We start from the raw sequence: 23,756 nt of genomic DNA on the forward strand, positions 1-23,756 counted from the left end.
ACGCCGGGTGCCCTTGCGCCGAGGAGCACAACCAACGTTGGTCTAAGCAGATGCCCGGGGGGTACGGGCTGCAGGCAGCAAGGGGGCGGCGACGGCCGGGGCCGGGGCGGCGGCGGTTCTTTGGATCTGCCTGGCGTCGGGCGGCACGGTTGCCGAGAGGCGGGCGGAATGGTGGTCGGCCGCCTCGGCCAGCACGCGCAAGGCCTGGACATCGCCGGGGGTGAAACGCGCTGAGCCGACGGCTGCGGTAACCAGGGATTTGGCCCGTTCGGCGACGTCGGCGTACGGGCCGACAGCCGGCCCCGGTCCGGCGTCGTGCGGCGGCAGCTTCTGCCAGGCGTCACGGAACGCCGCCACCCTGGGGTGACCGGAGCCGGCGAGCTCCTGGCCCATGGCGCTGCCGAGCCACGTCCGGAAACGCGCCGTCACCTCTTCTGCGGCCCGCACCGCATCGTCGCGGGTGGGGTACGGCTGCGTCTCGGGGCGATGGATGATCCAGTCGGTGGCGCGGAAGTGGGAGGAGAGAGGGCGGCCGAGCCGGGTTGCGTCGAACGGGCCGCTGGACTCGAAGACACCCAGGGACATGGGCCGGCCCAGGGTCTCTTCCCACTTGTTCGCCCACTCGGCCAGTGCCGGAAGGGCTCCCATGACCGTCTGCTTCTCGAGGTACCCGTGGCCGCCCATGAAGTCGCCCGGATACCGGTCGGAATGGTGGGCGTTCCAGTGCTCGCGGGCGGCCCGGACGATGGCGGTGCTGTTGATGTCGAGGTCGAAGTCGCTGGGCTCCGACTCGATGCCGAGGCGCCACATCAGGTCGTAGGGGCGGCGCACGGGACGGTCCTGGCTGTCGCCGACCCATTCCTGGAGTCGCCGCGCCGCGTCGGGGTTGCTGCCGGCCAGGTCCTCCTCGCGCGGCACGGTCTTGTGGATCCCGGAGAAGAAGCCGGCGCCGGTTCCCTTGAGGCGGATGTCGACGTCGGACGGTTCGATGCCGTCCCGCTGCAGCGCCTCCAGCATCTCCGTGCGGAACTGCTGGTAGAGCTCGGGGGTCATGCCCATGGGCGCCTCACCGGTGAGCATCCATCTGACCTGGACCGGGTTGATGCCGAGGAAGTCCAGGTCGCGCTTGGTGACGGCGTAGCCGGAGTCGTCCCGCGGCCACCAGCCCGGGTAGTCCTCCTCGCCGTCGAGGATCCGGATGATCTGGTTGTCGAGCTGGTCGGAGGGGTCGAGCCGGGCCGTGATCGTGAGGGGCTGCCATCGTTCACCGGCTTCTTCAACCGCCGGCGTCGGGCCTTCCGCCGTCCGATTCGCCGCGGTTTCCACGGCGTCGTCCAAAGCGGGGGCTCCGAGGGCGACGCTGCTCGCCGCCGTCTGCTCCACGGCAGGGGTCGGGGCTCCCCCGGTGACGACGCCGTCCAGCGTGACCAGGCTGTCGCCCGGCAGGAGCACCCACTCCTTCTGCCCGAAGTAGCCGATGCCGGTCATGGGGATGGCCAGGATGTCCCGCGCCGGTGTTCGGTCGACCAGGACCACCCCGCTTCCACCGCGCTGCTCCAACCAGTCCGCGACGATCCGGCGATCGGCCGACCAGCTCGCCAGCGGCCGCTGGCGGGCCTCGAAGGTGTCGCCGACGTCCAGGCCCGCCCAGTCCGGCTGCCCTGCCCCCTCCGGCCAGCTCAGCGCCCGGTAGGAGAGCACCTCGGTGACGCCGCGCGCGGCGAGGACCTCCTGGGTCATCTCGTACTGGGTGCGCAGGAAATCCCGCAGCGCGTCGCGGTTGTAGTCGAGTTCGAGGTCGACGCCGAAACGCGTCTTGGAGTCCATCCGCCACTCCAGCACCCCGGTGAGGCCGAATTCCTCACGGGCGGCCTCCTGCAGCGCCAGCACCCGCACGTTGTTGTTGGAGCCGTACGCCCAGGACCCCATCAGCTCGCTGACCGCGATCGTGCGGACCAGGGTGTCGGCCTGCGGGGTGTCCATGCGCACCACCCGGTCCGGGGCGTGCCGGGGATTCCCCGGGTCGAGTTCGTCGACGCGGAGAACGCCGGCCCCCATCGAGGGGTACTGCGGATTGTGCGGGACCAGCACGTAGCGGCCGTCGCCCAGATGGTCCGCCATGTCGTTGCCGATGTTCAGGCCCATGGCGGCGAGGACGAGTTCGGGCGTGGACGACCGCATCCGCTCGGCAACGGCCCTGATCGCGATGGTCTTGGCCTGGGGCGTATCGGTTATTCGGCCGTCGTCGGTCAACAGGGCCTCGCCGATCCGCTGGTGCTCTATCCGCTCCTCCGAGCCCAGCGGTGGCGGCAGGGGGTAGTGCCGCTCGGGTGTCGGATCGGGCAGCGTGACGGGCTCTCCGGGCGGCCGCGGCAGCAGCGGCGCGGTTCCGGTGGCATGTTCCGCCACCTGGCCGAACCGCTCCATGACCGTGTCGTGGAGGGAAGACCGGCCGAGGTGCTCGAAGAGCGGCCTCAGGCCCTCGAGATGGCGCCGCATGATCTCGATGTCGGCCGGCGGGACCGGGTTGTCCACCCAAGAGAACACGTGCGGCTCGACCTGCCGGAAGAAGGTGCGGACGAACGGGTTCGCCGCGTCGGGGAGCTCTCCGTACGTGGCGATGCCGTCCTCGACCGTGATCAGGCTCTGCTGTTCCCCGAGGACGACCTGGTTCACGGTGAGGCCGTGGGTGGCGGACAGCGCATGGTGCAGGCCCAGGAACACGCCGTCGCGGGTGGCGGCCACGCCGCGCTCCGCGAGTTCGGTGAGGCTTTGGTGGCGGTCGGAAGCCGGCTCCCCGGACATGTGATCGGTGTAGACCTCGCCGGCACCCACCGGGTGGGACAGCGGGACGCGAGAGCCGACCGCCCGGCCGACGTAGGAGTCGAGCACCTTGCCTGTCGCGTCCTCGGCCCGCCCGTACTCCGCGTAGACGGCCCGGGTGCCGTCGGCGAAGGTGGCCAGCTCTCTTCTCGTGATGTTGTCGCCGTGGTCGAGCGCCTCGGCGGCGACGACGTGCGCGCCGGTGACCGGGTGCGCGGGCAGCGGGAGCGCGGGCAGCGGGAGCGCGGGCAGCGGGAGCGCGGGCAGCGGGAGCGCGGGCAGCGGGAGCGCGCCGGCCGGGGGCGTGTCAGCACGTGCCTCCGGCTCGCCGTTCAGCACCACATCGAGCGCGGCCCGGACCCTCGGCCAGCTCGTGGCGAAGCCGGGATGCAGGTTGATGTCCGGGACCTCGGAGAGCGGGACCCAAGCCAGCGCCAGGGACTCGCCGTCCACGGGTTGCACGACCATCCGCTGATCGACCGAAACGATCACCGTGTCGTACGACCAGCCGCCGTGGTCGTCCCGGACCACCCGCTCCACGCGGACCCGGGCGGGATCGAGGTCGCTCTCCTCCACGGCCTCCCGGATCGCAGCCTCGGCTGCCGACTCGTGGCTGTCGCGCGCGCCCCCGAGCACCGACCAGGTGTCCCCCTGGTCGGTGTCCGCGCCCCGGTGGTGCAGGAGTACGTACGCCTCACCGTCAGCGCCGCGGTGTACGGGCAGCAGCCCGGCAGCGCCGAACCGGCCCCAGTGCCCGTGGCCCTGGGCACAGTTCACCCAGCCGTCTCCCGCCATCGCGGGCAGCGCCGCGGCCTGCACGTCTGCCCCGCCCGCCTCATACGTCGGCTGCTCACTCATCGCAGTCCCCCCTCTGCTTGTTTCGTTCTGTTCGTGCCGCTGCCGGGCGCCGTCCCCTGCGCCCGCTCCGCCGGCCGGGTCAGTTGCCTCGGAGGAATTCCTCGGCCTGGCGGCGGAGGGCCTCGGGCGCGTCAGGCCAGGCCGGGGTCCGCATCAGCTCGCGCAGCTTCACTTCCTTCACCTCGCGAGGGGCGTCCTCGCGCAGGCCCAGGTGTGGCCACACCCGGTCCAGCTCGTCGTACGGCAGGTCCCAGTGGGCGCCGAAGGCGGACTCGGGAGCGCCGACCGGTGCCGGGGGTGCCACGAGGACCTCGTCGGCGGTGGCGGCCGGGGTGATCTCGACGAGCGTGAGGCCGAGCCGGTCGACGGCGTCGCGGAACAGGGCCCGGTGGGCTTCGACGGTGCCGGCCGAGGGCCGCTGCCCCGAGTAGAAGAGGGCGAACACCCAGCCGGACTCGCCGGTGCGGGCGAGGTCCAGAACGAGGCGGCTGCCCGAGTCGTCGGTGAAGGAGCGGTGCGCGATGCTCTTCGCCGCGCCGGGCCCCTCGGTGCGGGGTGTCTCTTCGAGCTGGAACGTACCGAGGAGCCACTGCACCTGGTCGGGTGTCAGCTCACCGTGGGAAAGCGCGCGAAGTGCGGGCCAGAGCATGAGGGAAGTTCCCTTCTCGAGGATGGGGTGTCAGGGCCGGGAAACGTCCCGGAATCGATTCGTCTCTTGAATGTGCGGAATTTTGATGCTCGGTGGGTCTGTCGCCGAAAGAGCGGGGTGCTCGGCGCATCGGGACGAACCCCCCGTGGTCGAGATGTTCCGGGCTGCCTCGCTGCCGCCTAGAGCGGCGCGTTGAGCTCGGCCTCGCGGCGGCCGAGTTCCCCGGCAGCCGGGTGGACGGCCGTGGCGGACATCGAGTCGGAGAGGGTGAGGTACAGCTCGAAGGCCTCGTCGCTGCCGGCCGGCGGTGGAACGACGGGCGGCGGTTCCTGGTGGGTGCCGGTCGCGCAGGCAGCGAGCTGCAGGCGCGGGACGAAGGCGTGCAGGGTGTTGATCCAGTCGGCCTCGGCGAGCTCGCGACCAGGGGCTTCGTCCCCGGCGTAGGTGCGCATCCAGCCGGCGTAGAGGGCGGTGAGGTGTTCGACGACCGCAGAGTGCCGGTACCAACAGTGGGTGATCTTGTTGTGGAGCTCGAAGGTGGTGCGGAGCCAGTCGACCCATGCGCCGAGCTCGCGCATCCGCACGCCCCGCTCGGTGGGCTCCATGGCCGCCCACACCCAGCGTTGTGGTCCGGCCTGCGGGGCCTCACCGCCCGGCGTCGGCCAGAGATCGGCCGGGTTCAGCGGAACCGTCATCGTCAGCCGCCCTTCTTTCCGGCCCCGGCCTTGGGGTCAGCCAGGAGCTTTTTGAGGTCTTTGTCGCGGAAGGTGAGGCGCATCTTCACCTTGATCGGCGGCAGGTTGGTGTACTGGGCGATCGCGGTGAAGTCGGGGAGCTGTTGCAGGGAGTGGACGGGCGCGAGGTCCGTCTCGGTGGCCTGCGTGTTGGAGGAGTACTCGCCCCGTGACCGGCCGTGGCTGGTCTTCATGACCTCGGTCCGCCCATAGAGGCCGGAGAAGTAGCGCAGGGTCTCCAGGTCGCCGCAGCCGGGCAGCAGCATGCGCAGGCCGCTCGCGGACAGGACGGTGTTGGCCTTCTGGGTGCCCAGGGATTCGCGCAGCTGTGACAGGTCGTGCCACACCGTCAGCATGGTGATGCCCATGCCGCGGCCGGTGGTGAGGATATTGGGCAGGCGGGGGTAGCGCAGCATGTTGCCGGCCTCGTCGACGAGGATGCCGACGCTGGGGTCGATGGGCTTGCCGTAGGTGTTGTAGCGGGTCTCCGCAGCGTGGATCGCTCCGGCGATCAGAGAGCTGATGAGCGGGGCGAAACGGTCCGCGTCCGCCTCGGAGGCGATGACACAGATGGTGCCCTGCCTGTCGAGCCATTCCTCGAAGGTGAAGTCGGAGCGGGCGCAGGTCTCGCGGACCTCCTCGTCGGCGAAGACGCGGGCCAGGACGTTGAGGCTGAACTGGATGGATCCGATGCCGTCCTCGTGCAGGCGCAGCCAGGGCGATGCGTAGTCGTCGGCGACGTCGTTGCAGCCGTGCGCGAGGAGGATGGCGCGTACGTGGTCGACCGCGTCCTTGCCCAGCGAGATCCAGCGGCGCAGGTCGGAGATGCCGCCGCCGGAGAGGTGGGCGGCGAGCAGGATCCCCTTGAGGACGCTCTTGGCCTGGTCGACCCACGGGGCGGCCCGCTTGTCGCCACCGGAGGAGGCGGCCTCGGCCAGCCAGGCGGCCATCCGGTCCGCCGCCTTGGCATCGGTGCAGTACTCGACCGGTGACCAGTGGTCGCCGGCGCGGCCGGGGATGCCGGCCGGTGCGATGACCCAGACGGGACCGAAGCCGCGGCGGCGGGCGTAGATGACGTCCAGGTCGGCGGCCTTGGTGGTGGTCACCACCAGCGGCCCTTCCCACTCGGCGGCGTTCGGCAGGACCAGGCCGGTTGTCTTGGACGAGCCGGGGACACCGAACACCGTGGCGCTGATGTTGGGCTGAGCAGCCACGACCTTCTTGGTCCGCAGGCCGCGTCCGGCCGTGATGCGGTTGACCCGCTTGCGCGGGTCGTTGTGCGCGGACATCTTCCGCTCGATCTTCGAGCCGCCCCACTGGGCTCCACCGGAGCGTCCACCGAACGACAGCACGCTCGCCGCCTTCACGACCATGGCCCCCAGGGCGAGGACCAGGAACACCGTGAGTCCGTAGAAGAGCCAGGCGGGCGGGGCGGGCTGGTAGACCGATGCGGGGCCTTTGACGAGGGCGGAGACCACGGTGGCGGGGACACTGCCCGTGCGCTGCGCCCATCCGTTGCCGGACAGGAACGCGGCGAGCGGCCCGGCGAGGAGGACGGCGCCTCCCACGGTGACGACCAGGCCGGCGCCATACGCTGCGAGCAGGGTGTTGTCGTCGAGTCCTGCGGCGGACGGACCGGTGCGCCCGGACATCTCAGACCACCATCTTTTCGTCCGTCTCGAACAGCGTCTTCTCCGTGTGGCTGAGCATCAGCTGGACGGCGTGCGATCCGCCGCCCCTGCCGACCTTCCAGAGGGCGCGGCCGCGCTGGCCGGCGCCCCAGCTGCTGATCAGCTCGCATTCGGCGTCGGTCAGGCCGATCGCCTCGCGGGTGATCTGGAGGGGGGCGGTGTCCTGGGCGAGCTGGATCCGGGTTTCGCAGGACGCGATCAGGTCCTTGGCGATGGCGACCGCCTCGGAACCGGAGGAGCCGACGCTCTCGAAGTCGCTGAGCCGGTGCGTGGCAAGCACCTGGATGGTTCCGGTCGCCCGGGAGAGCCGCAGGTCGGCGTCGATCTTCCGGACCATGGCGGCGCCGCCGCTCCGCATCTGCCGCCACAGCTCGTCCCGTACGACGACCCACGGGCGCTCGCCGGGCCGGTCGATGGCGCTCTGCGCCCAGGAGGACACGCAGCTGAGCACCATGGCGACCGTGGCATCGCCGTACTGCTCCAGTGCGCTGATGTCGACGCTCTGGATCGGGGCGTCCCAGTCCAGGCCGACGCTGGTCTGCTCGTCGAACAGGCCTCCGAGGCTTCCGGTGATCATGCCGCCGAGCGCAGAACGCAGGGATGCCATCTGTTCGCGGGCCAGCTGGATGTCCTCGCCCCGTACGCGGAGCTCGCGCGCCATCGCCGGGGTGGGATCCTTGAGGACGGCGTAGACGGCGGGCAGGGTCGGCACGTTCAGGCGGCTCTGACCGTGCAGCTCGCCGGTCAGCTCGCGGACGGCGATGTCCAGGCTCTCCTCCTCCTCGGGACGAAGGCCCCGCCGCAGCTGGAGTTCCAGCAGAGCAGTCAGGAGGGTGAGGCGTCGGCGGTGGATTTCCTTCAGGCGGCCCTTGAACACCTCGGGGTCACGGACCTTCTCCAGGTCGAGGCCGAGCGGTCCGGAGTCCAGGGGGTTGAGCCGGCCGGGCAGGCCGGGGCCGAGACGGACGGGGTCGACCCCGAGGTGCTCGCACAGCGCCTGGTACTCGCCCTTGACGTCGCCCGCGATCAGCGTGCGGTGGCCCAGGGCCATCATCCGGAAGGCCAAGGCCTTGACGTGGGCACTCTTACCGGAGCCAGGGATTCCGGTGACCATGACGTTCGGGTTGGTCGCCAGCCCCTCCCGGACCCAGGCAGCCGGGTGTGCCGAGAAGGCCTGCATGGTCAGCGTGTTGTAGCCGATGTAGACGCCGATCGGCGGCAGCGAGGCCGCGTGGAGGAACGGGTAGATCCCCGAGGCCCGCTCGGTGTCCGCCCGGAACACCTCGGCCTTCGCCATCGAGGCGACCCGGCCCGCGAAGGGCTGGCTCCAGCCCTTCCGAGGGGCGACCCGCATGGCCGTCGCCGGGTCCTCGAGGAGCCTGGAGCGGCGCAGTTCGCGTGCCGTGAGCTGCCGGGGTGCCGGTACGGGCGCGCTCGCGTCGATGACGTCGGACAGCGCCTTGGACTTCAGGCGGGTATCGGTGCTCCCGCGCCTGCCGAAGAGTCCCATCAGATTCCCACCCGCCGCTCGGGCAACCCCTGGCCCAGGGGCAGGGCGGAGACGGTGAAGGCCGCGTCCTGGGCTCCCCACACCCGGCGGACCTCCAGGTTGGCCGCGGAGGCATCCGCCTGGAGCTCGGCGCACGCCGTCTCCAGTTCCTCCCGGTCGGTGACGGTGACAGCCACCAGTGCGGTGAAGCGGACCACGCCGTGGCCGGACGCGCGGGCCATGTCCTGGGCGGCGGCGGTCATCGACTCGCGGCGCTCGTCCTCGCTCTCCGCCCGGCCCGTCTTGGCCCGCAGCTGCCGGGCGGTCTGCCGCTTGGTCTTCTCTCGTGCCAGTTCGGCGCGGGCCTTGCCGGGGCCGATCGGCTCGTAGACGAGGCTCAGCATACGCCGGGCGTTCGACCTCGGCCTCAGGAGGGGCTGGAGGAACGTGGCGTACACGTCGCTGCGCGGGAAGCCGCGCACTTGGTACGTGACCGTCCACGCACCGTCGTGCCGGTACACACCCCACCCGGTCTCGGTGGCGGCGGGGCCGGCGAGCTCGGGGGCGACACCGCGGGGCGCGCCCTGCCACGCGGGGTCCTCCGCTGCGGTGTTGCGCGCGCTGAGGGCGAGGTGAGCCTCCGGGTCGTACGCAGTACGGATCGACTGTGCCATTGCCCGCGGATCCAGCCACTCGACGACTTGGAGGCCGGCGCTGCTCAGCGAGCTGTGCATGGCGTTGATCTCGCGGACGAGCACGGCGGCCGCACCGATCTGGCCGCCGCCGGCCCCCTTGACCGCCAGCCGCGCCCGGGAGGCGGACAACGTCACCGCCAGGTACGTCTCACGGATCGTCGCCGCCGGGCCCGCTCCCTCCATCAGCTCGCTCAGTGCCTGGACCGCGGCCGGCGGGGCGTCCGCCGAGGTGTGGCGCTCCGTCCAGGAGCGCAGAGCGGCGCCGTCGTCGGGAAGGGACCTCTGGTGCACCGAGATCCGGACGATGGCGCCGTCCTCCGTGCACTGGCTGCGCAGGAACGCGGCCCAGCCCTTGACCCGGGCGTTCTGCCGCTCGGTGTCGATCAGTGCGAGACCGGGGTAGGTGACCCGGCAGACCGCGGTGTAGGTGTTCTCCACGGGGTTGTGCATGACGGCGAGTTCCCCGCCGAGTCCGTCCGGCGCCTCCAGGAGACGCAGGCGCGCGAGCGGGCCGGGAAGGTCCATCGGCTGGGTGTCGTCGGCCGCTCGCCGTGGGGCGAACAGGCCGGAGAAGAAGTAGTTCTTGTTCGTTGCCACGGCGATCTGGTGCCTAACTGCGAGAACGATCCACTCATCCGCCGTCAGACCCAGCACGCGCCCGTACGCCAGAACGAGGAGGAGCGCGGCCAGGGGCAGCGCGATGAATGCGGCGCTCCAGGAACGGGTGTAGATGGGGATGAGCGCGATGATGGAGGCCGCGGCGACCAGGGTGAACCCCAGGCCGCTGAGGTTGCCCATGAAGCCGCTGCGCTCGGCCTGCCATCCGCTGTAGACGGCAGGTTCGGTGCTGGACACGGTGCGTCAGCTCCCTGGGTTGATGTCGGGCTGCGATGAGCTGAACTGAGATGGCGCCGCGGGTGTCGGGGGCGGGCTCTCCTCGGTTCGCGGCCGAGGAGTTGTGGCCTTCTCCGGTTCAGGTGCGGCGGGGGCAGCGGGGGCGGGAGCAGGGTCGGAGCTCTGCCGCGGTGCGACGACGGTGTGGCGGCCGCCCGCTGATCCGGGCCCCAGCCCGGCATTCGCAGCCTGGTTCGCGAAGGCCCCCTCGGCGATGTCCTTGCCGACGGCGGCGACCTGGAGGCCGAGACCGACGGAACCGCCGACCTTGGAGGCGAACGAGCCGCTGCCGCCCTTCATGGCCTTGGACCAGAACCCGCCACCGCCACCGCCACCGCCTCCGCCGACGCCGCCTCCGTGATTGGCGTTGTCCGCTTCGAGGGCCTTCGTGTAGCCGCTGCCGCCGCCGGCGGTTCCTGCCCCGGACGGCGCCGCCTGGTTTCCGCCGAAAAGGCTGGACACAGAGGAGCCGACGCTGGAGATCATTCCGGAGGCGGCCGAGTTTCCGTCACCGTTGGACGTGAACACGATGAACTTCGCGAGCACCGGCCAGGACGTCGCGGCGATGGCGAAGATGATGAAGCCGACGATGACGTTCCTGACGCCCTGCGCCGTCGACATCGCGGAGAAGCCGATGCTGAATACCAGCACGATCACGGGCTTGGTCAGGATGACCGCGATCAGGGCGTTTCTCGCCTTGGGCCACCAGTCGCGGGTGCTGTCGGCCATTTGGCCGGCGAGCATGATCGGCATGGATACCAGAAGAATCATGATGGCGGCCTGGCGGACCAGCATCTCGATCCACAGCGCGCCGATCGCCAGAATGCACAGGATGCTCATGATGATCACAAAACCGACTGCCGCCGGCGCGACGCCGCTGCCGGTGATCAGCGCACCGCCGGCAGCGGCACCGGCTCCTGCGCCGGTGAGGCCGGCGAAAAGAGCTCCGATTCGTTTCTTCATCGCCTCCGATGCGCTGGCTTCCGTTTCGCCGCCGCCGTCGAAGGTGTAGTTGATGAGGCTGGTACTGAGGGTGTCCGACCAGTTCAGCGCCACCTGTGTGGCGAGCAGGTAGACGGACAGGATGGCCGCCCACTTCGCCAGGCCGATGATGGCGGTTGCCGCGGGACCGCCCTGCTGGGAGACGCCGACCTTCCCGAACTGCACCAGGAGCAGGAAGGCCGCGACGAGGACCGAGATCCCTGTCGTGATCCCCAAGGCTGGTCCGATCCCCACCTTGGTCAGGTCGATGGTGGACACCTCGTTGAAGGCGTCGGCGAACTGCCGCAACAGCCAGATCACCGAATTGCCCAGCATGACCGCTGCTTCTTCGAGTGCATCGGCAGCCATCTTGGAAATCTTGCCCGCCACCCAGTCGCCGAGATCCCAGCTGGCCGGATATTTCGCTTCACCTTCCTGAAGGCAGAGCTGGAACGACTTCTTCTGTTTCTCGACGCACTCTGTCAGGAACGTGTTGAGCTTCTCGTAATTCTTGGCGTTGTGGTCGGCCTTGTCCCGCCAACGCTTCAGCTGGCCCTGTTCGTAGCGAAGGGCATCCTCGTCATCCTTGGAGCCTTCTCCCACGCACACGGTCGAGCCCGCCGGGTAGTCCTCGCAGTCCTGCGGAGGGCGGCAATTCTCGCGGATCTTCTGATCCTGCGCGTACAGGTCGCAGTATTCCCCGGTCACCTTGTGGATACCGACCGTCAGTCCTTCGAGCTCCGGGGGGTAAGGATCCGGTGGCTTGGCGCCGGCGAGCGCCACCGAGGTCCCCGACGCCATCAGGATGAGCAGGGCAGCCAGCATCGTCACGAGACGTGTGAGTGCTCTAGCCATGGTCGACCATTCGCCAGCCGTCGCTGAAGGCGTACTTGCTGTCGGGGTCGTACGCACGCGGCCCGAACGGCTTGCCGCTGGTGTACTTCGCCTCTTCGGTGACCTTCCAGTCCCCGGCCTCCCACTTCAGGATCAGGTGGGTCACCTCGTCCTTGAGGGGGCTCTCGTCGCCGCCCTTGTCCCGGATGACGGCATACCGGTCGTAAACCATCCAGACGTCGATGACGTCGCCGGACTTGTCCATGCTCCGCGTCAGTACGGCCTTGACACTCGTGCTGAACGTGATGCCGTCCGGGTTGCCCCCGGAGGGCGGCAGCCCGGCGCTCTCGCGGACCTTGCGAACCTCCGAGACGCCTCGGTCGACCGTCCCGGGTGAGTCCTTGGAAGCGATGGCTGCCCACTGCCGGCGGGCGATCGAGTCGTCCAGCAGGCTCAAGTCCTGCCAGTAAGTGACCGCGGCCGACGTCGCGCCGAGACTCGAATGTTCGAAGCCGCGGCCGATCCCTTCGGTGTTCGTCTTCGGCTTCAGCAGCGGTACGCGGGCAGCCGTCGCCGGGGTGAACTCCTTGGCGGGCGACGGACGGGCGGATGTGGAGGCGGTGGTACTGGGCGTCGGCTTCGCGTCGGCAGCCGCGGGCGGGCGGTCGTCGTCGCCGAATCCGACCAGCGTGACGACACCGCCGGCCACGACCGCCAGGACGGCGATTCCGATACCGGCCAGCCTCAGCCGGGCCCTACGGGCCTCGCTCTGGTAATCCATGACCGCGTCAGCCCTGCGTGATGCCGTAGAAGGCTCCCACAAGAGCCGCGGTCACGCCGATACCACCGCCGCTGATGAGGCTCCACAGGATCGCCTGCTTTCCACGAGCGGCGAGGCCCGCGCGCTCGGTGTTGTGGCCGATGGCCACGCAGGCCCAGCCGGAGAGGCCGCCGAGGGTCGCCAGGGCGAGACCACCGCCCGCCGTCCAGCCCAGGATCTGTCCTGTGGCCTTGCCGAGCGGGCCGGGCACGCTCGGGGTGTAGGCCGGCACCCCGGGGGCGGCGTCGGCCAGGACGAACGTGTTGGCGACTTCGAGCAGAGCGCTCATGCGGGCACCTCTTCTTCTACTGGAGCGGTTCGGGCAGGAAGGGCAGCAGTGGGGACCGCGGGTGTCGCGGTTGCTGCGGCGGGGATCGGCGCCGCGGGCAGCGGCTCCCCCCATGTGCGGTGCGCGGATTCGAGAACCGCCCGGACGAGGGAAGCCGCCGCCTCCCTCGTCTTGCGGGCGCTGATCCGGTGGGACTCGGCGAGGCCGTGCGTGCGGATCCGCTCGTCGAACGGAACGTGGACCACGGCCGAGACCTGGGGCTGGAGCATGGTGGCCGCGGCCCTGACCACGGCAGGGGGCCGGCCGTCGCCGAACTGGATGAGAGCGACGACCATGCGCTGCAGGGGCAGCCCCTCGGCAGCGGCCGCGCGTACGGCTCGCTGCAGGGCGGCTACGCCCGGCCCGGTGGCCGGAGCCGCCACCACCGGAACCGAGTACGGAAGCGAGCACCAGTCCGCGGTGAGGCCGGTCCGGCCTTGGACCCGAGCGGAGACGACGTCGTGCGCCACCGGGTGGGCGGTGTCGGCGACCACGGCCTGCCACCCGCCGGCCGCGGCCAGCTGGAGCCATGCGGCCGGTGCCGTCGGCAGGGCCAGCGGCGCAGCGCTCCACTCCTGATGGTCGGTCATGACATGCCAAGGCCCGCTCGGCCCCGTGCACACCGATGCCGCCGCACGCACTTGGCCAGGCGTCATCCGGCGGTCCGCCGGGACCGACGCCAGGCCCTGCCCCGGCTCACCGACCCAGGTCGGCCAGTGAGAGGTCAGGCGAGGAGCCGTATCGAGAACGACCGTTGTGCCGAGCGGGGCCAGGAAGGCTGCAAGCAATCCGGCCACTGTGGATCGGCCGGTCCCCCCGCCGGCCCCCAGCACGGGCACGACAATCCGCGCCCGGTCCGGCAGGACAAAGGCGTCATGAGACTTTCTCGCCAACACTCCCCCGTGCATTTGCAAAAGTAACCACATCAGTCGTGAGCTGATGGGTAGTCGAGCGGCAGTCTAATCACACCCGCCGACAACTCCAGTGATGCCATCGCGGCTGTTGAAGTGTCAATTCTTTTAGATCAAACAGCGATTGAGGCCTATGCGCGTTTCTGATCCGGTTTCAGACGTTTGGCGGGCATCTCGCCATGCGGACAGCACCTCTCCCTCGAGAAAGTTTCTTTGGGGTAGGAAATCCGATGTGGCAGGGTAAGCGGCGGGGGTGACGGGCGACTGTTGGGCCAATTCCAGCCGCTGTCCGAAAAAGACTGCGCGATGAACGCATGGGGGAGCGCATTTGAACGCCAAGCGGGGGATCCTCATCCTGGCCGCCCTTCTCGCCGGCAGTCCGCTGGCTCTGGGCGTCGGACTGGTCCTCTTCATCGCGGCGAGCGACAAGGACGACGACCTCGGCTTCGGCGACGGATACGTGCCCACGGGCGGCTCGCTCAGGATCGGGCCCGGCTACGTGCCCGCCCAGTACGCGGGCCTCATCGAGAAGGCGGCCGCAGCGTGCAACCAAGGCCTGCCTGCCGCTGTCCTGGCAGCTCAGATCAAGGCCGAATCCGACTTCAGGCCGGACGCGATCTCGTACGAGGACCCCAAGACCAAGACCCGCCCGATCGCCTACGGCATCAGCCAGTTCATCCCGTCCACCTGGGCCACCGAGGGCATCGACGGCGACGGCGACGGCGACCGCGACGTGATGGACCCGGCGGACGCCATCCCTTCCCAGGGCAGCATGATGTGCAAGCTGCTCAAGACCGCCAAAGCGCACCCCGGCTACAACGGCAGCCCGATAGAGCTCGCACTCGCCGGCTACAACTCCGGGTGGGGGTGGGTCGACTACTACAAAGGCGTCCCCCCGCCGCGCTTCGCCGACGGGCAGACCTACAACTACGTGCAGTTCATCATGAAGGAGGTCTCCCGGCTCACCGCCCCGGACACCTCCGGCAAGCCGCCGATGAACGGCGACTGGACCAAACCGGTCAACGCCGGGATCGGGACCGGGTACCACGTCCCCGGCGGCATGTGGTCGAGCGGATACCACACCGGCATCGACTTCCCCGTGTCCACGGGCACACCGATCCACGCCATCGGCCCCGCCACCGTGGTCTCCGCCGGCTCGGGCGGCGCCTACGGCAACCAGGTCGTCCTCCGCCACGCCGACGGCCTGTACAGCCAGTACGCCCACATGAGCCGCCTCGACGTCCGCGCCGGCCAACAGGTGCAAGGCGGGCAGGCCATCGGCCTCTCGGGGAACACCGGCAACTCCAGCGGCCCCCATCTGCACATGGAGGTCCGCACAGGTCCCGAGTACGGATCGGATGTCGACCCCGTGGCCTACATGAGGTCCAAGGGCATCAAGATCTGACCCTTCCGTCCAGCAGGAGCACACTGCATGCACCACACCCCTTTGCCCGACGACACCGAGCTGCTGCCCTGGGGTGAGGTCACCCCTGCGTTCTGGCAGCAGCCGACCGAGCCGACCGGACATCTGTCCGCCGAGCCGGCGCCTGCAGAGCAACAGGCGCCGTACGCCCCACCCGCGGGGGAAGCCGCCGTGGCGCCGCCGCCGGCGAAACCAGGCGCCTCCCCCGAGCTCCCTGCCGCCGCCGAGCCCTCCGAGGCAGCCGAACCGGGTCCGCTACCCGGTTCGCAGGCAGCTTCGGACGATGCGGTGCCGGACGAGTACCGAACCCGCATCGCCGCCATCACCGCGGCCATCGCCTCGCCCCACGAGGGGTCGCGCCTTGCCGAGGCGGAAGCGGAAGCCGGACGGCTGGACGACGAGCTGGCAGAGCGCTTCGGGGCGGGCCATGTGCACACGATCAACCTGCGCGAACTCCGCGGCTGGCTCGCCCTCGTCTCCGGCCGACCGGCTGCCGCCGCCCGCTGGTACCTGCACACCACGCAACTTCACTCGGCCGCGCACGGGCCGACACACCCTGCCACCGAGTCCTCGGGCATGCGGGCTCTGCACAGCTGGACACAGATCGAGGACGACCGGGAGGTCCTCGAACTCGCTCCCGAGCTGGAGGCCATGCTCACGCAGGTAACCGGCCAGGACAGCGACCCCGTGCGGTTCGTGCGGACCCGAGCCGAACGCCGACAGGCCGCCGCCCAGCCCTAGCTGCATTGATCGCTACGGTAGTCAACGCGCCAGACGAACTGCCGCGGATCCTCCTCGACACAGCCGGGCAGTGACCGCGGTTCCATGACGAGGGGCCGACCCAGCCCCGCTCGGTGAACCACGGGAGTCACCCGAATCTGAGGTGACTCCCCATCTGCATGCGGCCGTCGTACGGTGCTCAGCCTCCGGTGGGGTAAGCGAGGAGCTCACGATCCACCAGGACCAGGCCCTGATACTCGTTCACCAAAACAGGAGCGACCTCGGGCCTGGTCGGCATGTCCTTGCCGGTGCGGGCGTCGAGCGTGACCGCACTGGTCGACGACACCCGGGTATAGATCCTGCCGTGCCAGGACGCTGTGACCTCCGGGGCACTACGGCCGTCGGCCTGGTCGTCCTTCAGGCGCCAGAGCTCCTTGCCGCTGGTGGAGTCGAGGGCAACGATGATGCTTGAAACTGCGCAGACGAGGGTCTCGGCCTGATCGTACGGGCAGCTCACATTCGCCAAGCCGTCAGGTACGTCCGCTTGTACCTTGCCGGTGTCGGGGTTCAGCAGCCGATCGAAGTGCCGGCCGCCCTCGGCGTAGCCGCGCACTCGGACGAGGGACGGGCCGGCGGAGGCGACGCTGGTCGACCCTGCATTCTCTGCCCGCCACTTTTTCTCGCCGGTGGACGGGTCGAGACCGACCACCATGTCGGGGCCGAATCCCTCGAGGATGTCGACGCCTACGGCGGCCCGGGCGGTGACGGCCCCCAACCGGATGTTCTGCGCTGTCCACCGCAACTGGTGGGTGGTGACGTCGATGCCGACAGTCATCGCGTTGTAACCGGTGTGCACCGTCACGATGACGGCGCCGCCCGCGAAGCCGACCACGGACGCCTTGGGAGTGGAGGAGTCCCGTTGGGCCCACTCACGCGGGATCAGGACCGCCGTACTCCAGGCGACTTGTCCTGTCTCCGGCGTGGCAGCGACAACCTCCAGCGTGGTCGAGGAGGACTGTGTCCCGGAGCCTGGCTGTGTGACCAGGAAGGGCGTCACGACGGGGCCGTCGGCGATCAAGAGTGGCGCGGTCGCGTCATCGTCCTCGCCCAGGGCCTTGCCGTGGGGGCGTGCCACCCCCACCACGCGCCCCGTGGTCAGGTCCACGGTCTGCACCCGGTCGGCGGACGCGACATAGGCCGACGTGCGGTGCATGGCCACCCCGAGGTCACGCACATCGCCCAACAGATTGGTCCGCCCGTCCGTCGCCTCCGGCGGCAGGGCCACAGCTCCCCGGGCGTCGAACCAGGCCGGCGGGTCATGCGGAACGCGGGCCGGCTTCGCGTCCGCTGTGGGCCCGGTCGAAGCAGACGCCGATGGCACGGGGGCAGTCGGCGCTCGGTCCTCCGACGAACCGCAGCCCGCCAAGCCGAAGGCAAGGAGTGCAACAAGACCTAACCGCCGAGTGCGCACGAACTCCCTTTCCTCCCGCAGCGAGTGAACGCTGCCGTTAATGATCAAACCGCAGCATGTCATGCCTCGTGCATGGTCGGACGTGGATGTTCGGACTTTGGTCCCTGCTACGCCCCGATCCTCGCCTGGGGGCCGCTGGGTGGCGGTGGCAACGCGGGGTTATCACCTGCGCTGGACCCGTGGCGGGACTCTTGGCTTTCGAGTGAGGCTGGATCCGACCGCTCGCGCATGGGTGGGGAGACTTGGGTTCATCCCCGCGGCCGCGGGGAGCAGGTGCACCCTGCACGCCATCCACCCGTCGGTCGTGGGTTCATCCCCGCGGGCGCGGGGAGCAGAGGCGAGATCGAGCTCCCCACCGCTCACCCACGGGTTCATCCCCGCGGGCGCGGGGAGCAGCTGTGCTCCTCGTTGGTCAGGCGGGTGGAGTGGGGTTCATCCCCGCGGGCGCGGGGAGCAGAGGTTGTGCCAATAGAGCGTGAACCACACGACGGGTTCATCCCCGCGGGCGCGAGGAGCAGCGGTCGTGGTGAGCCATGGGGCTCTCCCTTCGGGGTTCATCCCCGCGGGCGCGGGGAGCAGCTCTCGTCCAGGTGCTTGGTCAGGAAGTCATGGGGTTCATCCCCGCGGGCGCGGGGAGCAGTTCAGTGCCTGCGCGACCTGCCAGTCCAGCTCGGGTTCATCCCCGCGGGCGCGGGGAGCAGCCGGACGCGGAGATGGCCACGGCCACCGGGTCGGGTTCATCCCCGCGGGCGCGGGGAGCAGTTCCGGTCGGCCGTCCTGGCCCGGATCACCGCGGGTTCATCCCCGCGGACGCGGGGAGCAGAACCATGCGGCGGACGCGTCGGCGGTGGCCCGGGGTTCATCCCCGCGGGCGCGGGGAGCAGTCGTCGAGTGACATGAACAGGTCGCGGATTCCGGGTTCATCCCCGCGGGCGCGGGGAGCAGACTTGCTGGCCTGCCACTTTAGGCTTGCGGGTAGCCGTTCTGAAGCACTTTCACTGAAATCGACAATCCGCCATATTCCTGACGAATCGCCCTGCCTCAACCTCTGCGCACAGCTCGCAGCATTGTTCTCGGCTGCAGCGAAGGGGTGGCAAGCCAGCATCGCCGTGACAGCAGTACGGCGAGACGTTCCGCAGGCGACGGAATCGACCGCCGCTCCACCCGGTCCACAGCGTCATAACGGACCCGGTCGTGCTGGTACAGCAACCTGTATCAGGCCCCGTCGGCCGCCTCCCAGTGCGCGAAGTACGCCGCCTGCCGCGCGCCACAGCACTCGGGCAGATTACGCCGCGGCGCCTATTCCGTAACCGCCACGGCCGCCACGGCCGTCCAGCACCGAGCAGCGGTATCCGCTCCTGCGGCAAGGGGCGGCGAGGAGGGCTGACCGACGCCCGCTGCGCGCTGGCCCGGGCCGCTCCCTGGCCCGAAGCGCACCCAAAGCTGGCGAACCTCTCGAGGCCTCCGCCCCTTAAGCCGCTCATCCGAACCGCGGTGGCGGGGACGTCTACACCGATATCACCTGGCGCCTTGCCCGCGCTTGATCCGCACGAGTTCACCGCTCAGTAGACGACTACGTCGACTGGAGCCCCGTCCGAGGGGGCGCCCGCCTCACCTCAGGCCAGGTGGCTTAGCCAGGAAGCTGGTGACTGGCATGGAACAGCGGATCCGCGAAGTAGGTCGGCATCGGCTTCCCTTCGCTGGCGTTCCACTTCTGTGCCGGGTCCGAGGTGATCACGAAGACGGTGTACAGATTGGGACGGGCGGCGACGTCGGCCCATGAGGTTCCGGGGCACAGGTGATCGATCTTGAGGGTGCCTGTGTACGGCTTGCTTCCGACGGGGTAGCCCAGAGCCGCGCCGCTCCGTGGCTCAGCATCGGTCGGCTTCTTGGTGCCCACAATGCTCCCCCCACGCATCAGAACGGCTGTCGGTGGGGTCGGACCGATGGGCACGGTCAGGATCTGGTTCGGGTCCGACGATGTGATTGACCAACTTGCCACCGCTTGGTCCTGTTGAACTTCGACACCGGTGATCGTCAGGCTCAGAGGGTCTTTGCGGTCACTCAGGGGCGGGTCAATCGCCTTCCCGCAGGTGAGGTCGCGGTGTTGGGTGGGCGCCGGCATCTGCGTCGTCGGGCCGGTGTCTGGCTCCCCGCTCGCAGTGCTGGATGCAGCGCAGCCAGTGAGCGCTATCAGCCCACAGCATGACATCGACAGGTGACGCATGAGCTTCGGCATCGGTGCTCCCTCGCTTGATGACAGCCACCGCTCGGACGTGCAGAGGGCACTTTTGGTTCAACGCCTCGAGGACGTCCGCGAGCGGTACGGCGCCGGCACCCCGCACTGGTGGTTCTTCGACCGCGGCGACGGCGCGGCCTTCGACTTCGCCGGATCGAGGAAGGTCAGCGTCTCCGGCGAGCGCGTCGGCCACGACCGAGTCCGCCCCACCTCGTCCAGCGGGAGATATCCGCCTCCGGCGCCCAGGTGTGCTGGCTGGCCGGCCACGGCCTCCTGATTCCGTACGGCTGGCACTCCGTCACCCACCGGCCGCGCGACGGCGAGGACTGGCGCGGCGAGGCGGAGCAGTGGAGGCGCGACTGGGCGATATCCCACGCGCGGCCCGTGCAGGATGCCGGGCGCTGGGGTGCTCGGTGAGGACCCAGTATTCGGGCTGGGAATTGCGGGGCATTCCATACTCCATGCCCTCCGCCGCCCGGAGCAGTTTCTCGCCAGATGATGCGAGCGCGTGGCGGAATCCAAACGGAGAGCCATGAACCGTCGATGCGAGGGAGAGTGGAACCCCCTTACCGAAAAGCATCACTCCATGGCTTGAATCTCGAGGACGGTTGCCAGATTTGAGGCGAAACTGAGATTCCCGTGTGACCTGAGACACAGATTGATCATCGGGGTTGAATGCGAACTCTCGAACTGAACAGAATCAACGAGTACAACGACTGCCGCACTTGCGATCATTTCAGGTAAGTGCGTTACATCGAACAATTCGAGGAGTTGGCGTGAGTTCCATGGTTTCGTCCAGGCGGCGTTCGGTCGGTTTCATTCTCGCTCTGTCGGCTGCAGTGGGTGCCATGACGACCACTGGAGTGGGAGTTTCCCATGCCACAGAGCTTCCTGTCAGCGGAATTCCTGCGGCCTCGGTTTCCGCCGATGGGAAATTTTTCAAGCCGGGCCCGAACACCATCATCAAGCTGAACGACGATCAGGCAGGCTCCGGCGGGTTAGCTCTCCCCTCGACGCCCTCGCCTTCCGGGACCACCGCCGCCCTTTTTCTGAGGAACGCAAAGTATATGGGTCAGACGTGCGGCACTGACGTGATCCAGCAGACGAGTGGACGCGGAAAGACCACGCTCGTCCTTACCGTCGAAAAGGGCGTTTCAACGACGGTCAAGAAGGAAATATCCATCGACGCAAAATATATCTCTGCTGGCATGGGCTGGGATGTCACGAAGAGCTATACCGTCAAGAACGAGACACGTTTTGAGGTACCCGCAGGAAAGTTTGGTACCGTGCAAGCCTACCCGCTCTACAACATGCACCAAGGCGATGTTTGGGAAGGTCTGCAGCCCAGCCTTCCCACGGGGAAGAGGGTATACGCATACAAGCCTGTCGGCGTCTGCTTCAACCAGTGGGTATCGTAACCAATAGCTGAAACGGCGATGTGAACGAGGTGCGGCTCCGTGAACAAAGGTAGGACTCTGGCTCTCGGAGCCGTGCTGGCCCTCTTACTTGCAGGATGCGACGGCGTCGACAGTCCATCGGGATCTCACGAAGACCCGTACGTGTCGATCGTGGCACTGCCGACTATCAACATTTCCGGCGATCCCCTGGCAGACTTGGGCGACTCGCTTGCGGGCAAAACGCCTAAAATTCTTGCTGAGGTATATAGCGGGTCGAAACGTCTCGTGATGTACACGGGTGGAGACGCCTGCGGCTTCACCACCATCACCGAGGATGGGTCCCAGGTGTCGCCGATCCACCTGAGCTCCACGTGGCCGAGCAAGGGTGAAGGTCATACCGACTACTCGGCCGGTCCTTACAACACCGCATCGGGGTCCGGCGACTCCACGGCCTGGGCATCCATGGCGTGCGGCAAAAACGCCATGGTGATCGAATACAGTCCGCGCATTCCGATGGAGGTTTCGCGGGCACGTGGCCAGGTCACGATCGAGCGCAAACCCGGCCACCCTTTGACCTTGGTCCTTATCGTTGGAGAAACGAAGGTCCGCGAGGAGATCGCCTCCCACCTTCCCCGAGGTTGAGCGGACAGTGCTTACCGTCGTCCCAGGACCCGGCGTCATCGAAGTCGGTACGGAGGACCAGCGAAGTCAGATCAGCGGGCTGTGGCAGGGGCGTACAGACGATCCTCTCAGCAGCCTGTGACTCGCGATGAGGTGGCAATGGTGCCCCGGGACAGTTGTGTCCGGGGCACCCGGCGGCCCAATCGGGGCGAGCTCACCGCCAGCGACGGGGGAGGAGACGACGCCAGTTCGATGCGTCCGGTTGGGCGAGGGCATGCAGCGGCATGGGTACCAGATTCGCAGCCCGGCATCACCAGCAGGGCGTATTCTGCACCGGGCGCCAGACAGCCAGCCGATTTCTGGGCTCTTCTACAGGGCTCAGCACCTTGCTGGCTATGTAGGCCACACGCAGAAACGGTTGTTGCCGGATTCTGGGAACGGCCCCGGGCGGCTGCTGTGGGAAATGTCGGCGAGAAGCAGGAACAGGGTCCTGCGCGTGTCGCGCGACGGCAGCCTGCAGCGGCCTCTCGTTGGTCAAGTTCCGGGCCCTCGTCCTAGGCAAGCACCCATTGGGGCTGGTGTCCGGGGTCGGCGGGGCAGGTGAATACGTGCAGGTCCCGGTCCCGGCCGAAGCGGAGTCGAGTGGGTTGGGCAACGGATGGACCGCCCCGGATCGAGGCCTTCCCCCGCCGGGACGGGCCGCGGTCTTCCAGCGGCACCCAGCTGTGCGAGGCGGCGTCCATCTCGTCGCCCCCGGCGGTCAGCAGCAGCCGCATCGGGGTCGCGCAGGACGCGCAGTCGATGGCCATCGGGCCCGTCGACGCCCAGCTGGGAAAGCCGCCGACCCGCCAGCCGGGCGGGATCGACAGGTCGCACTGGTAGTTGGGGGCATCGGGGCCGTATTCCGACGCTTGGGCGTCGTCCCATGCGTCGATGCGTGCGATCAGCGGGGCGGGCAGCGTTTCGTCTTCCGCCCAGGGATAGGTGTCCACCTCTTCGGGGTGCAGGACACACGGCTCGGGGAGTTCGTGCTCCGCCCGAAGCATGGGCACTTCGGGCGGAGCGGCGAGGAAACGCTCCGCGCGTTCGGTCTCCTCGGCCCGCCGCCACCGCAGGCGGTAGCGGCGCTCCAGGTAGGGACCGTGGGTGAACGGGCAGCGGAAGAGCTGTACCAGGTCCGCGCCGTCGGGCCCGGACGCCAGGCCTGGTATGTCCCGGCGGAAGAACTGGGCGAGTCCCACGAAGGGCACTGCTCCGTCCTCCCCAGGCGGTTTCGCGCCGGGCCACGGCCGGCTCGGCGGCCATGCGCCCGCGGCCCGGGCGCTGCGGATCTCGTCCGGCGCGTACCCCTCGGTCTCGCGCTGGTGGGGCTCGTGGCAGACCGGCCATGGTTCGCCGGCCGGCCACAGCATCGGCCCGCCGACATGGCTGTCGCGCATGCCGGGCCGCCCCGGCCTGGGATGCAGCCGGGTCGTACGGCCGCGCTGAGCGGCCAGTTCCGGGAACACGGCCTCCACGGACACCGGTCTGGCTGGCGTGGTCCTCGTCATGCACGGACCGTACGCGGCCAGGGACGCCTCCCGAACCGGGCTGTGTCGTGCGCCGAGCGCGTACTGCTCGTCACTCCACTGGCTTTGTAGGTGGGTTTCGAGAACGTCTGTTGCTCGGCGGCAGGAAGGCTCCCCTCTTTCAAAAAGTGATGTTGGCGAGTTCCGAGAACGCTTCAGTGCTTGCTTCAGGACCGTGGTTGTGCTCAGCACGACGTACGTCGAGGAGAACCCGGCCTGACGTGACCAGGCGCCGTGCGTCATCGCCAGACTGGCTCGCGGCAATCCGTTCGCGTGGGATCACCGAAGAAGTGGACCGGCTCGTGGGGTGAGGAAGGCGGCCGCCGGCCGTGAGGTCTGGCGGAGCCATCTGTGATGGTCAGCCTGTTTCGTTGGAACCTCCCATCACGGGTTCTCCGGAGTGGGATGACGTCCCGGCTCTTGGGTTCATCCCCGCGGGCGCGGGGAGCAGCCCTTCCGTCCGGGCTCGGCGAGCGGTTCGCGGGGTTCATCCCCGCGGGCGCGGGGAGCAGCTGCGCGACGGAACTCTCTTCGCCGCACCGACGGGTTCATCCCCGCGGGCGCGGGGAGCAGCTGCGCGACGGAACTCTCTTCGCCGCACCGACGGGTT

General features: G+C 68.9%; 18 protein-coding genes and 2 CRISPR repeat arrays (1 of these 20 running past the window's edge). Of the genes, 5 read left to right on the forward strand and 13 right to left on the reverse strand.

What is annotated here, in order from left to right; all coding sequences use genetic code 11:
* Positions 1-42 precede the first annotated feature (42 nt).
* The 10 genes from AB0447_RS22855 to AB0447_RS22900 form a co-directional block, all read right to left on the reverse strand.
* Positions 43-3,681 (reverse strand): NUDIX domain-containing protein, encoded by a 3,639-nt coding sequence (locus tag AB0447_RS22855; RefSeq protein ID WP_366478565.1) that lies wholly within the window; start codon positions 3,679-3,681, stop codon positions 43-45.
* A 79-nt stretch (positions 3,682-3,760) separates the two neighbouring features.
* Positions 3,761-4,330, reverse strand: a complete 570-nt coding sequence (locus tag AB0447_RS22860; protein ID WP_366478566.1) for a hypothetical protein — start codon at positions 4,328-4,330, stop codon at positions 3,761-3,763.
* Positions 4,331-4,509: 179 nt separating this feature from the next.
* Positions 4,510-5,025 (reverse strand): hypothetical protein, encoded by a 516-nt coding sequence (locus tag AB0447_RS22865; RefSeq protein WP_366478567.1) that lies wholly within the window; start codon positions 5,023-5,025, stop codon positions 4,510-4,512.
* A 2-nt stretch (positions 5,026-5,027) separates the two neighbouring features.
* Entirely contained in the window at positions 5,028-6,716 is a 1,689-nt protein-coding gene (locus tag AB0447_RS22870) for a type IV secretory system conjugative DNA transfer family protein (protein ID WP_366478568.1), read from the reverse strand.
* Between the two features lies 1 nt (position 6,717).
* A complete protein-coding gene (locus AB0447_RS22875; RefSeq protein ID WP_366478569.1) occupies positions 6,718-8,265 on the reverse strand; it encodes a type VI secretion protein in 1,548 nt (515 codons plus the stop codon).
* Positions 8,265-9,794 carry an SCO6880 family protein gene (locus AB0447_RS22880; RefSeq protein WP_366478570.1) on the reverse strand — a complete coding sequence of 510 codons (1,530 nt, stop codon included), beginning with the start codon at positions 9,792-9,794 and terminating at the stop codon, positions 8,265-8,267. Before AB0447_RS22880 ends, AB0447_RS22875 begins: the two co-directional genes overlap by 1 nt.
* 6 nt (positions 9,795-9,800) lie before the next feature.
* Complete coding sequence (locus tag AB0447_RS22885) at positions 9,801-11,639, reverse strand: conjugal transfer protein TrbL family protein (RefSeq protein WP_366478586.1); 1,839 nt, start codon at positions 11,637-11,639, stop codon at positions 9,801-9,803.
* A 22-nt stretch (positions 11,640-11,661) separates the two neighbouring features.
* On the reverse strand, positions 11,662-12,429 hold the full coding sequence (locus tag AB0447_RS22890; protein WP_366478571.1) for a hypothetical protein: 768 nt from the start codon (positions 12,427-12,429) through the stop codon (positions 11,662-11,664).
* A gap of 7 nt (positions 12,430-12,436) precedes the next feature.
* Positions 12,437-12,757: a hypothetical protein gene (locus tag AB0447_RS22895; protein ID WP_366478572.1), complete on the reverse strand. Its 321-nt coding sequence runs from the start codon at positions 12,755-12,757 to the stop codon at positions 12,437-12,439.
* Positions 12,754-13,386, reverse strand: a complete 633-nt coding sequence (locus tag AB0447_RS22900) for a hypothetical protein (RefSeq protein ID WP_366478573.1) — start codon at positions 13,384-13,386, stop codon at positions 12,754-12,756. Before AB0447_RS22900 ends, AB0447_RS22895 begins: the two co-directional genes overlap by 4 nt.
* A 649-nt stretch (positions 13,387-14,035) precedes the next feature.
* On the opposite strand from AB0447_RS22900, the gene AB0447_RS22905 reads away from it, so the two are divergent.
* Positions 14,036-15,112, forward strand: coding sequence for a M23 family metallopeptidase (locus AB0447_RS22905; RefSeq protein WP_366478574.1), 1,077 nt, complete (start codon positions 14,036-14,038; stop codon positions 15,110-15,112).
* Positions 15,113-15,139: 27 nt separating this feature from the next.
* Complete coding sequence (locus tag AB0447_RS22910; RefSeq protein WP_366478575.1) at positions 15,140-15,871, forward strand: hypothetical protein; 732 nt, start codon at positions 15,140-15,142, stop codon at positions 15,869-15,871.
* Between the two features lie 178 nt (positions 15,872-16,049).
* Here the strand turns inward: AB0447_RS22910 and AB0447_RS22915 are convergent, their stop codons facing one another.
* Both AB0447_RS22915 and AB0447_RS22920 read right to left on the reverse strand, forming a co-directional pair.
* Complete coding sequence (locus AB0447_RS22915; protein WP_366478576.1) at positions 16,050-17,135, reverse strand: PQQ-binding-like beta-propeller repeat protein; 1,086 nt, start codon at positions 17,133-17,135, stop codon at positions 16,050-16,052.
* Positions 17,136-17,565: 430 nt separating this feature from the next.
* A CRISPR array of direct repeats spans positions 17,566-18,266; the repeat unit is 29 nt; unit sequence GGGTTCATCCCCGCGGGCGCGGGGAGCAG.
* A gap of 685 nt (positions 18,267-18,951) precedes the next feature.
* Entirely contained in the window at positions 18,952-19,560 is a 609-nt protein-coding gene (locus tag AB0447_RS22920) for a hypothetical protein (RefSeq protein WP_366478577.1), read from the reverse strand.
* On the opposite strand from AB0447_RS22920, the gene AB0447_RS22925 reads away from it, so the two are divergent.
* From AB0447_RS22925 to AB0447_RS22935, 3 genes are all read left to right on the forward strand, one after another.
* Positions 19,547-19,837, forward strand: coding sequence for a hypothetical protein (locus tag AB0447_RS22925; RefSeq protein ID WP_366478578.1), 291 nt, complete (start codon positions 19,547-19,549; stop codon positions 19,835-19,837). The genes AB0447_RS22920 and AB0447_RS22925 overlap by 14 nt on opposite strands.
* Positions 19,838-20,408: 571 nt before the next feature.
* Positions 20,409-20,978, forward strand: a complete 570-nt coding sequence (locus AB0447_RS22930) for a hypothetical protein (protein WP_366478579.1) — start codon at positions 20,409-20,411, stop codon at positions 20,976-20,978.
* Between the two features lie 141 nt (positions 20,979-21,119).
* Positions 21,120-21,599, forward strand: coding sequence for a hypothetical protein (locus tag AB0447_RS22935; protein WP_366478580.1), 480 nt, complete (start codon positions 21,120-21,122; stop codon positions 21,597-21,599).
* A 533-nt stretch (positions 21,600-22,132) separates the two neighbouring features.
* Here AB0447_RS22935 and AB0447_RS22940 read toward each other — a convergent pair.
* Positions 22,133-23,128, reverse strand: coding sequence for a hypothetical protein (locus AB0447_RS22940; protein WP_366478581.1), 996 nt, complete (start codon positions 23,126-23,128; stop codon positions 22,133-22,135).
* Between the two features lie 440 nt (positions 23,129-23,568).
* A CRISPR array of direct repeats spans positions 23,569-23,756; the repeat unit is 29 nt; unit sequence GGGTTCATCCCCGCGGGCGCGGGGAGCAG (it continues 1,064 nt past the right edge of the window).

The sequence above is a fragment of the Streptomyces sp. NPDC051211 genome, from assembly GCF_040689505.1.
GTDB lineage: Bacteria > Actinomycetota > Actinomycetes > Streptomycetales > Streptomycetaceae > Streptomyces.

Excerpts from the sequence above, each read along its gene's own strand:
- AB0447_RS22875 (WP_366478569.1), bottom strand. The coding sequence starts at position 8,265 with ATGGGACTCTTCGGCAGGCGCGGGAGCACCGATACCCGCCTGAAGTCC.
- AB0447_RS22890 (WP_366478571.1), bottom strand. The coding sequence starts at position 12,429 with ATGGATTACCAGAGCGAGGCCCGTAGGGCCCGGCTGAGGCTGGCCGGT.
- AB0447_RS22920 (WP_366478577.1), bottom strand. The coding sequence starts at position 19,560 with ATGCCGAAGCTCATGCGTCACCTGTCGATGTCATGCTGTGGGCTGATA.
- AB0447_RS22870 (WP_366478568.1), bottom strand. The coding sequence starts at position 6,716 with ATGTCCGGGCGCACCGGTCCGTCCGCCGCAGGACTCGACGACAACACC.
- AB0447_RS22910 (WP_366478575.1), top strand. The coding sequence starts at position 15,140 with ATGCACCACACCCCTTTGCCCGACGACACCGAGCTGCTGCCCTGGGGT.
- AB0447_RS22865 (WP_366478567.1), bottom strand. The coding sequence starts at position 5,025 with ATGACGGTTCCGCTGAACCCGGCCGATCTCTGGCCGACGCCGGGCGGT.
- AB0447_RS22925 (WP_366478578.1), top strand. The coding sequence starts at position 19,547 with ATGAGCTTCGGCATCGGTGCTCCCTCGCTTGATGACAGCCACCGCTCG.
- AB0447_RS22885 (WP_366478586.1), bottom strand. The coding sequence starts at position 11,639 with ATGCTGGCTGCCCTGCTCATCCTGATGGCGTCGGGGACCTCGGTGGCG.
- AB0447_RS22895 (WP_366478572.1), bottom strand. The coding sequence starts at position 12,757 with ATGAGCGCTCTGCTCGAAGTCGCCAACACGTTCGTCCTGGCCGACGCC.
- AB0447_RS22855 (WP_366478565.1), bottom strand. The coding sequence starts at position 3,681 with ATGAGTGAGCAGCCGACGTATGAGGCGGGCGGGGCAGACGTGCAGGCC.
- AB0447_RS22900 (WP_366478573.1), bottom strand. The coding sequence starts at position 13,386 with ATGACCGACCATCAGGAGTGGAGCGCTGCGCCGCTGGCCCTGCCGACG.
- AB0447_RS22930 (WP_366478579.1), top strand. The coding sequence starts at position 20,409 with ATGACGACCACTGGAGTGGGAGTTTCCCATGCCACAGAGCTTCCTGTC.
- AB0447_RS22860 (WP_366478566.1), bottom strand. The coding sequence starts at position 4,330 with ATGCTCTGGCCCGCACTTCGCGCGCTTTCCCACGGTGAGCTGACACCC.
- AB0447_RS22940 (WP_366478581.1), bottom strand. The coding sequence starts at position 23,128 with ATGACGAGGACCACGCCAGCCAGACCGGTGTCCGTGGAGGCCGTGTTC.